The organism is Streptomyces sp. NPDC048643, assembly GCF_040650615.1.
Taxonomy (GTDB): domain Bacteria; phylum Actinomycetota; class Actinomycetes; order Streptomycetales; family Streptomycetaceae; genus Streptomyces.
On the sequence record NZ_JBEZHO010000053.1, the window covers coordinates 1 to 11,702 of the forward strand.

Sequence of the window (11,702 nt, forward strand, 5' to 3'; positions counted from 1 at the left end):
GAGCTCGTCACCGGCGGCACCACGGTCTTCCTCACCACGCAGTACCTGGAGGAGGCCGACGAACTCGCCGACCGCATCGCCGTCCTGAACGACGGAAAGATCGCCGCCGAAGGCAGCGCCGAGGAACTCAAGCGCCTCATCCCCGGCGGACACATCCGCCTGCGCTTCACCGACCCCACCGCCTACCAGAGCGCCGCCCGCGCCCTGGCCGACAGCGCCCGCGACGACGAAGCCCTCGCCCTCCAACTCCCCAGCGACGGAAGCCAGCGCGACCTGCGCACCATCCTCGACCGCCTCGACATCGCCGGCATCGAAGCCGACGAACTCACCGTCCACACACCCGACCTCGACGACGTCTTCTTCGCCCTCACCGGCAACACCACCCTCCCCACCCAGCCCAAGGAGACCGTCCGATGAGCTCCCTCTCCCTCGCCGTGCGCGACTCCTCCACCATGCTGCGCCGCAACCTCCTCCACGCGCGCCGCTACCCCTCCCTCACCCTCAACCTGCTGCTCACTCCGGTGATGCTGTTGCTGCTGTTCGTCTATATCTTCGGCGACACGATGAGCGGAGGTGCGGGCCGCTCTGCCTACATCGCCTACATCGTCCCCGGCATCCTGCTCATGACGATCGGCTCCACCGTCGTCGGAACCGCCGTCTCGGTCGCCACCGACATGAACGAGGGCATCATCGCCCGCTTCCGCACCATGGCCATCCACCGCGGCTCGGTCCTGTTCGGCCACGTCGTCGGAAGCGTCCTGCAGGCCATTCTGAGCGTGATCCTGGTCGGCGCGGTCGGCGTGGCGATGGGCTTCCGCTCCACCGACGCCAGCGTCCTGGAATGGCTCGCCGCCCTCGGCCTCCTCGCCTTCTTCGCCCTGGCATTCACCTGGATCGCGGTCGGCATGGGCCTCGGCAGCCCGAACGCCGAAGCGGCCAGCAACAACGCGATGCCACTGATCCTGCTGCCGCTGATCTCCAGCGCCTTCGTCCCCCTGGACTCGATGCCGGGCTGGTTCCAGCCGATCGCCCACTACCAGCCCTTCACCCCCGCCATCGAAACCCTGCGAGGCCTCCTGCTGGGCACGGAGATCGGCAACAACTGGTGGATCGCCCTGGCCTGGTGCGCGGCCCTGAGCATCCTCGGCTGGCGCTGGTCGCAGGCCCAGTACAACGCCGATCCCCGATAGCGTCATGGCGCTGCGGACCCCGGCTCCGCGAACCGTTCCACCCCAGGGCGGCGCATCCCGGCAACCTGCCGGAGTGCGCCGTTCCTGCGCATGCGGGAGAGCCTGGCAGTGAACGGATCGCTGGCGTGGCGGGGGTGGGCAACCGGAACGCACTCACGATCATCGCTGGGGCCGCTGCGCATCGCGCCGAGATGAGCGGTGCGTGCGGCATATAGCTTCGCCCACGCCGCGTTGCACTCCTCGTCCCTCGAACGCGCAGGTTCATAGCGGACATTGGAGTTCGCGGGCTTGTGCTGCGTGCGCGAGGAACAGAGTCACACTCCGCGCCGGCAGGCGAGGCTGCGCCCGAGTGAAGGCGGCCGACCGCTGCGGCATAGCGTTCACGCTCAATCTATTGCAATGGCTGACGACGGCGCGCGTTGCCTTCTTCGGTAATCATTGCAACGCTTTTATGCGTTCTACCTGCGTAAACTTAGATTTGGCACCGTAATTACGTTGCTAAAACAGCGAATGCAACGTAGCGTTTCTGATGTAAGAAATGATCTGTAGGGAGGCCTTGCCGGTCTGGCGGCGCGTCCACGCACGAGCGACCAAAGGGGGCAGGCCATGACGACAACACAGAGCCGGCAGCAGACCGTGCCCGGCGCCTTCACGGCCTTTGCCCGCTTCACGCTCCTCGGCGGCACCGTGGGGCTGGCCTCCAGCTTTACCGTTGCCGCCCTCGCCACCCACATCCCCTGGGGCGCGGCCAACGCTGTCGTCACTGTCGTGTCCACACTCCTGGCCACCGACCTGCACGCCCGCTTCTCCTTCGGGGCAGGCGAACACGCGACCTGGCGCCAGCACGCCCAGTCCGCCGGCTCCGCGGCCGCTGCCTTCGCCCTCACCTGTGCGGCCATGTTCGTCTTGCATCAACTGGTCGCCACCCCGGGCGCAATGCTCGAGCAGACCGTCTACCTGGCCGCGTCCGCGTCCGCTGGCCTTGCTCGCTTCGCGGTGCTGCGCCTGGTGGTCTTCGCCCGCGGCAGCCGCCCCCAGGCGACCGCCGCCGGCCGCGCTGCCTGGCCCGTACAGGCGTCGGCGGCGGACATGGCAGCACCGTCCGTTCCAGCGATGCTTTGCCGTGCCGCCTGACCCCCCCGCCGGGCGCCGTGGCCCGCGCCGGAGGCGGGCCCCGTCGACGGCGGGAATGACGGCGGGCTGGTCTGTGTTGTGAAGGGCGTGGTTGCGAAGGGGACAGTGTCCCCGGGCCTCACCTATAGCCCATGAGGAAGATCGTTCGGCTGAAGCCTTATGGAGCCTTTCGCCGCGTAGGCGACCGCCCCTTCACGACCACGCTTTTCGTCGCAGGCCCGGTCCGGGTTTCCTCCCGGACCGGGCCTGTTGTGTACGGGTACCGGATTACGCGGCGGCCGTGGCCAGGGCGTCGATGAGGCGGCGCAGGGTGTGCAGGGCGGGGTCGGTTGCAGGGACGTCACGCAGGAGGAAGAAGGCGTTGCTGTCCAGGACACGGACCAGGCGGCCCGCAGCGGTCCACGGGTCCGCGGCGCGCACTGCGGCCCGCAGGGTTTCCTCGGTCCAGACGAACCAGGCGAGGTTCTCGGCGAACACCAGCTCTTGGACGTAGGGCACCCACTGCCCGTCCTTGAACGCGGTGAGCAGCAGGGCGGCATGGCGTTCCAGGGCCGCCCAGTGGAAGTCGGCGGGGCTCAGCCGGCTGGTGCCGCGGCTGGGCCGACGGCTGTTGCACGGCGCGCACAGCACGACCTGCTCTTCGAGCCCGGCGACGGGGAGAGGACTCATGCCGGGGACGGCTTCATCGGAACAGAGACGGCAGACCGACGAAGCACCGCTTAGGTGCGTCGGCGGCATGGAGACAGATGAGTTCACCTGTACTCAACGACCCAGAAGGCGTTGTCGATGTGCGGGGTATGGCTGAGGGAGGGACCGGTGCGCAAGCGCCGCCCTGCAGGGTGTGGCGTCCTCGGCTTGTTGGCTCAGAGCACTCCGCACGCGCCGAAGAGATCGCCCCAGGTTGACGGAGTACACGGACGTCGTATGCGAGTTGGCGTGGTCAGCGCCGCAGCGCACCGCCAGACCCGTGGTGAGTCGGACACCGTGTGCGCTCGCCGGGACGGTTCGTCAGCGGCCGGACCGCGCGGGTCCGGCATGGGCGGTGAGAAGGGCAAGAGGGGATGGGCACTGGACGATCAGATGAAGATCTCTGAGGGGTGTCTTCAGGAGGGTGGTGTGGCGGCGTGCCCGGACAGGTTCGGCATGACGAGTTCTCCTCCGGTTGAAGCAATCGCTCGTCAACTGCAGGAGGCTGCCAGCCGGAAGCGACAAGTCAGGGTGCTGCTGCTCACCAGAAACCGTCGCATGAGCGCTCCCGGCTTGCCCTTACGGGATCACCGCCTGACGACGGGTCACAGCGCCTGCACGGCCTGCGCATTCGCCGAGGTGCCGCCAGAGCTCTTCGGGAACAGAGGGGCGAGGTGAGGGCGCAGGAATCCGGTGATTAGGCGAAGAGCCCCATCTGCTGTTGAACTGCCCGACCCGCAATAGAAGAAGGACTTCGAGCTCGCGAGGCGGAGATTGCTTCCCGAGCAACCCTGAAGTGGACACCTGGAGAAAAGCGGGTACCATCCCCGTATGGCGCAGAAGATTGTTACCATTTACACGGATGACCTTACGGGTGCGGAATCCGAAGAGGTGCGAACGCACACCTTCTCCTTGGACGGCGTAAATTATGAGATCGACCTGATCTCGGACAACTATGACAAGCTGTTCGAGGCGCTTGCCCCGTTCATCGGCAAGGGCCGCAAGACCGGCCGGACGAGTGGGGCAGGCCGGGCGCGCAAGGTGCAGGCCGAGGGACCCAGTTCCGAGGAACTCCGGGCCTGGGCTCGGGAGAACAACTACCAGGTCAACGAGCGAGGGCGCGTGCCTGCGGCTATTCACGAGGCGTACCGCAACGCCCACTGACCGCACGCCCATTGCGTTCCCGCGTTACTCCTGTCCGTTTACGGACGGAGATGAAGCTGTTGAGGGTATTTTGGCATACGGGTCAGTTAATGCCGCCTGCCCTGAAGTACCACACGGCCTTTCGCGTCACGTCCGCGGAAAGCAGGGCCGCCCGGATGGACTGCCTGCTTTCCGCGGACGTGAATATCACCAAGGGGCGCCCAGTGCCCCGGCGAAGGGAACGCGGCGACCTGGGATCAGGGGCTGGTGCCGCGGCAGGTGACTGGCGGGTCCTTTCAATGGTGCTGACAGCATGCACCCGCACCCGGCTGATCAAATGCAGCTTCGAGATCGGGCGCTACGACGCCCGCCGCCCGAGGTTGCGGCGGCATCTCGGCTGCTGCCTCAGCCGATTCGATCGGTGTTCCGCCTGAGACCGCCCGAGACGAGAAAGCGCAATCAGGCTCCGCGTGGTGAATGGGAAGGGCGCCCACGGCGCGTGACGTGGTGGAGCCGAGGCAATGAGGCGGTCACTGCCCGGCTGATGAGCGGCGTCTGGTGCTGCCTGGGTGGGTGTCTTCATCCCTGCGTGTGAGCGACTTCTTGCAGGTAACTGGAGGGTCAGGGAGGGGCAGCGGTGCGCCCCGGTTGCCTGCCGAATCCCCACCTGAACGGGCCGCCCTGTGCGGCGCAACTGCACACTCACCGGCGCTGATATGGGGCCGTGTGGCAAGTCGAAGCGCGGGCCGTCCGGCCGGTTGTTCCCGCAGCCGGCGAGCGTCCCGCGGAGCCTGATGGGGTGCGGTTGTCGCACCTGCGTCAGGAGGTTTGCAGGGTACGGCGCCTGGAGTTCGGGGGTGGGGTAACCTCTCGGCTCTGTAAGCCGTTTGGTAGGGATGGAGCCCTGTGACGCGTGCCTCGCGAGTGGCGGGAAGAGGCGTCTCCAGCAGGTACACTCAAAGATGCCAAATCCGGCAAATCGGTCTTTTGTTGTCAGGTGGCCGATGCGCGGTGCCGTGCGGCGGCCGTGAGAGTTAGGCGCGTGCATGGGTCCGTCTTGGTCGTGGCGTAAATCCTCCTTCTCTGACATGCAGGGGGATGAGTGCGTAGAGGTGGCATGGACCGGGACCGATGTCCTGGTGCGCGACACCAAGGACACGTCCAGGCGGAGGCTGGCATTCTCGGACCAGTCCTGGGGTCTGTTCCTGTCGGCCGCGTGGGATGACCGCGGCCGACCTGTTGCCGGCGGCTGACGAGTCGTCGACGGTGTTGTGGGTGCCGGGCTCGCCAGCGGCACCCACAACAGGTGAGGGACTGCGGTCAGCGGGGCGGGTTGGCGAGCCGCCCGGCGAGCGTGAGTCCGGCAGTTGCGACGGCCGCCGAGGCGGTGATGCCCGTCTCGCCGGGGGCCAGGACGAGCAGGACGACCGCCATGGCCAGTGATGCCATTGCGATCGTGACGGCTGCGACATAGTGGGTCTGCGGTGAGTGAACGGCGCGGTGGCTGACGTCCGGTCGTTGCTCCGGAACGCGGTCTTTCTCGGACAAGGCTCTACTCCAGATGGCCCGGGACTTCGTGAACTGCAGTGCCACCGCTTGCAGACGGTGCACTGCCTGCCGGGCCAATGCCCTGCCAGCCCCTTGATCATCCGCTTGCCGACGGCGGCCCGAAATGGAATCGGCTGGTCCAATCCATTCGGTGACCGGGCAGCGCGAAAACGGCGATGCACTTCTGATGGCCGTGTCGCGGGAAGCTGCATAGCAGATTGATGGTTTATGGCCCCGCCGGGCAGAGCACATCTCCTACGGACGGTTCACCGGCCCGGCACGCGACCGCATTGCCCACCTGGAACGATTGCCAACGCGCCGGTGATGCGCGACCGTTGTGCATACGCTGGTCTCCGGTGGCCCGGGCGATCAGCCCCCGGGGCGCATCCGTTGCAGCGGATCCGCTCCCGGCTGTGGCTTCGCTGAAGCGGAGCCACAGTCATGTCCGGCCAAGGTCACCGTGAGCCCCTCTGTGCTTGCATGCGCCCCCGGCTCCTGCCCTGCACCCGGGCGTGCACACCCGAAGCAAGCCGCCGGATCCCTCAGTCCTCCGGCGGCGAGGACGCCGGTGAAGGGGACGGCCCGTCCCGGCCGTTGTCGATGTCCTCGGCCATCTGCAGCAGGACCGCCGGTACCCGCTCTCCCTTGATGGAACGTTCCTCCAACTCCCAGAACACCTCCAGATGCTTGACGAAGTCCGCCTCCGCCGTGCTGATGTCCGCAGGAGTGCGCAAGTTCTCCAGGTAGACGAACCTCTGCAGATCGTTCTCGAACTCGAAGAGAGTGAAGGGCCCCAGCGCGGAGGCGGTCCCACTGCTGAACGGAAAGATCATGATCTGCCGGCGGGGATGCGCCGCCAGTTCCGCCAGTCGGCGCAGCTGACGGCGCATCACGCTCGGCCCGCCCACCTGCCGGCGCAGCACCGCCTCGTCCAGGATGAAGTAGGTCTCGCCGTCGTCGCGATCCAGCACTTCCTGACGCTGCAGACGCCCTTCGAGCAGGCGCTGCAACTGGGGCGCGGAGAAACGGTTGGCACTGTAGGCGCGGATCATCTCCGAGGCGTACTCAGCCGTCTGGAGCAGGCCAGGCACCACGAGCGGCTGGAAGGCCCGCGTCACGAACGCCGCGGACTCCATGGCCAGGAAATTCAGGAAATGCTGACCGTAGATGTCGCGGTACTCCGTGAACGGCATCTTCCTGCTGCCACGCGCCAGGTCCAGGAGCCGCTCGACCACCGCACTGTCACTGATCGCGTAGAGACTCAGCAGCGGGCGAAGATCATGAACGGAGATTCCCACCTCACCCGCTTCAATACGCAGCAGCTTGCTCGGTGACCACTCCATTCTCGCGGCAACCTCACGCTGCGTCAGAGCGGCTGCACTACGCGCCTTACGCAACTCACTGCGCAATTGAAGTCGCTGAATCGCGGGATTTCCTGGACGCGGTGTCGCCATGCCGTCCCCCTGTCTGCTACACCGCTGATTGTGGCATCACCAAGTGGGAAATACCCGATTGCCGACCAGCGTAAAGCTGGCCGTCTCGGACACAAATCCCTTCCGCCTCTTTGCTGCAGCACCGACCCGGCCGCCCCACGGCACCCCCACCCGGAGGCAACTGCCGCGCCGCAGGGGGCGCCTGTGCCCTCAGGGAGGCCGCCTTCCGATCCACGCCCGACCTCAACCCCCCTGCTGCACCGGCTCGATCAGGGGCTGGGCACTCTCCGTCCGGCCTGGTAGAAGGAGCCCGCCGGGACTGCGCCCTCGTGCCCTGCGCCGAAAGCGCCGGCAGACGGGCGATCCGCATGCCGGGCCCCCGCGAGCCTCTGCAGCGCTCCGAGCCTTGGCAGGCGCCGCATCAGGCCCGACACGACCGGAGTCGGATGCGGCTCAGCACCGGGGCACACCAAGTCCGCCCACAAGGCGCCGACCGCCCAACAGGGCCACGCGGACTCGGTGAGCGAACCGGTATCGATGCTCCTGCCAGCGGGCGAGGAGGGAGGCATCCGCAGTCAAGGCACGCAGGCCCTCCTGCCAGGCGAGGTACAACTCCTCGACCCCGTGCTCCGCTGGGCTGCTGTCCGGCCCTGCCGTCGGGGGGCGGCCCTCCTCGGCAGTGGCGGCGCCTGCGTCAGGATCGAAGGTCATACCGGTGGAACGTCCTTGAACGTGTGGATGCGATGCCACTGGTAGTAGGGCTCCCGGCTCGGCGTCCACCAGGTGACGGTCCGGCCCACAAGCTTTTGCTGGATGTAGGCCTCGACCTCAGGAATCTCCGCGGCCAGCGAACTGGCCTGTATCGCACCGTCGGTGCCGACGCATACGTATCCGTGCTCGTACACGGCGTCGCATCCGAACGTGCAGGCCAGCATGGCGATGTTGGCCAGATCCCGCTTTTCCTCATCGCTGCACATGGCGCGCTTCTTGATGTGCGCGGCGATCAGGAACGTGCCCGGCAGGGCGCGTCCGCACAGGGCGCACTGCCCCGTCGCCCCTTGCAGGAGGCGCCTTTTCAATGCGGACTGCTCGCCCCGCTGGGCGCGCTGGGCCGTGCGCTCCAGCTCCCCGTCGAAAGCGGCCACGGCGGCCTCTTCCTGAGCCGTGTCCACCGGTTCGAGTGCCGCGGCCGAGGCGTCGAGCGTCAGCAGGGTCTGCAGGGCGTCGCTCTCGCCCTCGTGGAGCACGGAAATGCCCATGATGTTGCGCTTGGGGTTCCAGCTGAGGAGCGTGCGGATCTCCTCGATGGAAATGTCGAAGCCGCGGGTCCCGGACAGCGCGTACATGTACTCCCAGGTGCTGCCGGCCGGGTCGGTTCCCCACAGCCGAGTGGCCAGCTCCTTGTTGCGCCACATCAGGGCGATGGTGCCGCCGAAATAGATCCGCTTGTCACCGCTGAAGAACACCCAGTCTCCGGGGTGCATCTTCTTGATCCGCGACAGGTTGGCGTCGTTCTTGCCCGGTACGACGCCCCACATCTGGGCGTGACCGTCGGGAAAGAGCTGCTTGAGCCGGTCGATGGTCGTCGCGTCCAGGAGGTCCGCGTGCTCGTCGAAGACCACGGGGTCAACGATCGTGTCCTGGTAGTGCTGGTTGACGTCCTTCTCCGACCGGCGGGCCGGCTGCATCACGATCCGCATGACGTGGATCATCCCCCCAACTGTGTGTACTTGTCGGCCCGGCCCCGCGCCAGATGCACCGGGTACTTGGCACGATTCTTCTCGATCTTCTCAGCCAGCGCCTGCTCGAGATCCACATCCAGGACATCCGCCAGCCTCAACAGGTAGGCCAGAACGTCCGCCATCTCCTCGCGTACCTGCACCGCCCGCGCGTCGTCCTGCATCACCTGCGCTGACTGCTCCGGCGTCAGCCACTGGAAGATCTCCAGCAACTCCCCGCTCTCCCCGGCCAGCGCCATCGCCAGGTTCTTCGGGGTGTGGAACTGCTCCCACTCGCGTTCGGTGGCGAACTGGGCCAGGGCCTGCTGCAGAGACGTCCATGTCATGGCGACAGCTGTATCAGACGCCACCACCACCGCCCCAACCCGCAAAGCGCCTTGGCCGTATGTCAGTTGGGGTTGATATAGATCGCGTATGCATCTCTACGGGGCCACGGTGGCCGAGGCGGCCCGCGGCGCGGGCCAGGAGACGTTCATCGCCGCAGCCGAACACCGCTTCAAGCAAGTGTTCGGCCAAGCCCCCAGCGAGGAAGAGGTCCGCAGCTGGCGCCGCAGCTGGCCCGCCCTGACAAAGATCCTCTGCTCTGCCGGCCTGGAGACCCTGCACCTGCTGCTGGAGTACTCCCTGCCCGCAACGGGCGAGCGGGTCGATGCCCTGCTCCTCGGCAGGGACGCCGACGGACGTCTGTGCGCCGTCGCGATCGAACTGAAGCAGTGGACACGTGCCCAACTCAGTCCCGCCCGGCCCGGCATGGTCCGCATCGCAGAGCGTGTCGTGCAGCACCCCGCCCGCCAGGTCGGCGGCTACGTGCACTACCTGCAGCAGTGGGTCAACCGCGACGACTTCCCCCTGACCGCCCGCGGCACGGTCGTCCTCCACGACGCTCCCGCCGACCTGGTCACCGACCTGCGCGCCCCGGCAGCTCGTGGCCCAGCCGCCGCCTACCCGATCCTGGGGCGCGACGACCTCACCCCGCAGCCCTCACCGCACGCCCTGGCCCAGAGGCTGGGCTGCGCCGAACTGAGCCCCGCCAGCGCAGAGGACATCGAACGCTTCCTTCAGGTCGAACACCGCCCTTCACCATCGCTTTTGGAACGAGCGGGCGAAGTCATCGAAGGCCGCGACGCCTTCACTCTCATCGGCGAGCAGGACCGGGCCCGGCAGGAGGTCCTGCACGCCGTGGATGCCGCACGCGAGCGGGGGAGGAAGACCATCGTCGTCGTGACCGGCGGACCGGGCACCGGCAAAACCGTCATCGCCTGCCGCCTGCTGGGCGACCTGTGCAACCAACCCCACGCCAACCCGCGACTGCTGTCCCCGTCCGGGACCCTCACACGACAACTGCGCAGGACGGTCGGCGACGACTTCCGCGGCCTGCTCAGCACATTCACCGACAAGATGCCCTCCGGGATCACCGACGACAGCGTCGTCCTCCTGGACGAGGCCCACCGCGCCCGCACCTACCCCGACCACCAACAAGGCGCCTTCCCGCTGATCCTGGGCAAGCTCCTCCAGCGGGCCGCCGTGACCGTCCTCTTCCTCGACGAACGCCAGATCGTACGGCCCACAGAAGGCCTCACCCTCACACAGCTCCAACAGCACGCACAGCACGCCGGATTCGGCTTCGCCCACATCGACCTGGTCAGCCAGTTCCGCTGCAACGGCTCACGCGCCTACCAGCAATGGGCCGACGACCTCTACCAGCCTGGCGGCACCGCCCCGCTGTGGGAGGGCAGCGACTACGACCTCGACATCGCGGCCAACCCCGAACAGCTCGAGCAGTGGGTCGCCGACCACATCCGCCACGGGCAGACCGCACGCGTGACGGCCGGCTTCTGCTGGCCCTGGGACTCCCCCTCCACGCCACCCCTGAAGCCGGAAGTAGCCATCACCTGGAACGGGCCCGATGGACCAACCACCTGGGCACGCCCATGGAACTCCCGCGCCGACGAACCCGCTTTCGAGCACCCCGACGTCCCCGCACGCCCCTTCTGGGCCACCGACACCGGCGGTCATGACCAGGTCGGCTGCATCTACACAGCCCAGGGAATGGAGTACACCTACAACGCCGTCATCATGGGCGCCGACCTGGTCCGGCGAGGCGACGAGTGGATCGCCCACCCCGAAGAAAGCCACGACGGACAGCTCCGCCGTCTTCCACCGCACCGCTACCTGACCTACGCACTGAACACCTACCGCGTGCTGGCCACCCGCGGCACCCGCGGCACGCGCATCTACTCAACAGACCCCGCGACGCAGGCCTTTCTCCACGCCTTGGTCTCCCCGCATGCCCGATAGGCAGGCAGGGAGACCAGCCACGCGAGGGCATCCGCGTCGAGGCAGGTGCTGATCTCGGACCGGCCACCCCGCTCGCCCCGCTCGGGCCGCACCCGTCCTCATCCGGGCCGGCGTGACCCGAGCGGGTGCCGACGGGATCTTCGCCGTCACCTCTGCGCAGGCCCTGGCGGCACGCTCCCGGCGCCGCGGGGGAGGGGGGCCTGCCTGACACCTACCGGTACCAGTACTTGACTCCCCGGTGGTGCGAACAGGTGCCTCGGAAGCTGGCGCTGTAGGAGTAGGTGCCGTCCTTGCACTTGGCCGTCGCCCCGCGCGGGTGGGACGAGTTCGCCTTGCAGACACCCGTCGTGTGCCGGGCGCATGACGCGGCCGCAGCGTCGGTGGCAACAGCCACAGGCGCCAACAGCGCACCCGCCATAACGGCAGCAGCCACAGCGCCTCGGAATGTCGTCAACATAAAGCCCCCTCAGTGATCCGGAGAGGCGATCATGCACCGCCCGCCGGCCCCGCCGGCGGTCCACCAGCCCCTG

General features: G+C 67.5%; 11 protein-coding genes and 1 pseudogene. 6 read left to right on the top strand and 6 right to left on the bottom strand.

The window, feature by feature from the left end:
• From AB0C62_RS34720 to AB0C62_RS34730, 3 genes and pseudogenes are all read left to right on the top strand, one after another.
• Positions 1-417: pseudogene (locus AB0C62_RS34720) on the top strand (ABC transporter); the annotation flags it as partial.
• A complete protein-coding gene (locus tag AB0C62_RS34725) occupies positions 414-1,190 on the top strand; it encodes an ABC transporter permease (protein WP_362980103.1) in 777 nt (258 codons plus the stop codon). The pseudogene AB0C62_RS34720 and the gene AB0C62_RS34725, both read left to right, overlap by 4 nt.
• Before the next feature lie 606 nt (positions 1,191-1,796).
• Positions 1,797-2,324, top strand: coding sequence for a hypothetical protein (locus AB0C62_RS34730; RefSeq protein ID WP_362980105.1), 528 nt, complete (start codon positions 1,797-1,799; stop codon positions 2,322-2,324).
• A 267-nt stretch (positions 2,325-2,591) separates the two neighbouring features.
• Here the strand turns inward: AB0C62_RS34730 and AB0C62_RS34735 are convergent, their stop codons facing one another.
• Positions 2,592-2,993 carry a hypothetical protein gene (locus tag AB0C62_RS34735; protein ID WP_362980107.1) on the bottom strand — a complete coding sequence of 134 codons (402 nt, stop codon included), beginning with the start codon at positions 2,991-2,993 and terminating at the stop codon, positions 2,592-2,594.
• An 849-nt stretch (positions 2,994-3,842) separates the two neighbouring features.
• Here AB0C62_RS34735 and AB0C62_RS34740 point away from each other — a divergent pair.
• Both AB0C62_RS34740 and AB0C62_RS34745 read left to right on the top strand, forming a co-directional pair.
• The gene (locus tag AB0C62_RS34740) at positions 3,843-4,175 is read left to right on the top strand and encodes an Lsr2 family protein (protein ID WP_362980109.1); all 333 of its coding nucleotides are present in this window, start codon (positions 3,843-3,845) and stop codon (positions 4,173-4,175) included.
• A 1,025-nt stretch (positions 4,176-5,200) separates the two neighbouring features.
• Positions 5,201-5,407: a DUF397 domain-containing protein gene (locus tag AB0C62_RS34745; protein ID WP_362980111.1), complete on the top strand. Its 207-nt coding sequence runs from the start codon at positions 5,201-5,203 to the stop codon at positions 5,405-5,407.
• Positions 5,408-5,474: 67 nt separating this feature from the next.
• Here the strand turns inward: AB0C62_RS34745 and AB0C62_RS34750 are convergent, their stop codons facing one another.
• From AB0C62_RS34750 to AB0C62_RS34765, 4 genes are all read right to left on the bottom strand, one after another.
• On the bottom strand, positions 5,475-5,603 hold the full coding sequence (locus tag AB0C62_RS34750) for a hypothetical protein (protein WP_362980113.1): 129 nt from the start codon (positions 5,601-5,603) through the stop codon (positions 5,475-5,477).
• Positions 5,604-6,244: 641 nt separating this feature from the next.
• Complete coding sequence (locus tag AB0C62_RS34755; protein WP_362980115.1) at positions 6,245-7,156, bottom strand: helix-turn-helix transcriptional regulator; 912 nt, start codon at positions 7,154-7,156, stop codon at positions 6,245-6,247.
• Between the two features lie 686 nt (positions 7,157-7,842).
• The gene (locus AB0C62_RS34760; RefSeq protein ID WP_362980117.1) at positions 7,843-8,847 is read right to left on the bottom strand and encodes a hypothetical protein; all 1,005 of its coding nucleotides are present in this window, start codon (positions 8,845-8,847) and stop codon (positions 7,843-7,845) included.
• A complete protein-coding gene (locus AB0C62_RS34765; RefSeq protein ID WP_266621123.1) occupies positions 8,844-9,200 on the bottom strand; it encodes a nucleotide pyrophosphohydrolase in 357 nt (118 codons plus the stop codon). Before AB0C62_RS34765 ends, AB0C62_RS34760 begins: the two co-directional genes overlap by 4 nt.
• Positions 9,201-9,288: 88 nt before the next feature.
• Here AB0C62_RS34765 and AB0C62_RS34770 point away from each other — a divergent pair, with 88 nt between their 5' ends.
• Complete coding sequence (locus tag AB0C62_RS34770) at positions 9,289-11,172, top strand: DNA/RNA helicase domain-containing protein (RefSeq protein WP_362980119.1); 1,884 nt, start codon at positions 9,289-9,291, stop codon at positions 11,170-11,172.
• A gap of 211 nt (positions 11,173-11,383) precedes the next feature.
• Here the strand turns inward: AB0C62_RS34770 and AB0C62_RS34775 are convergent, their stop codons facing one another.
• Complete coding sequence (locus tag AB0C62_RS34775) at positions 11,384-11,629, bottom strand: DUF3761 domain-containing protein (protein WP_323186488.1); 246 nt, start codon at positions 11,627-11,629, stop codon at positions 11,384-11,386.
• Positions 11,630-11,702 lie beyond the last annotated feature (73 nt).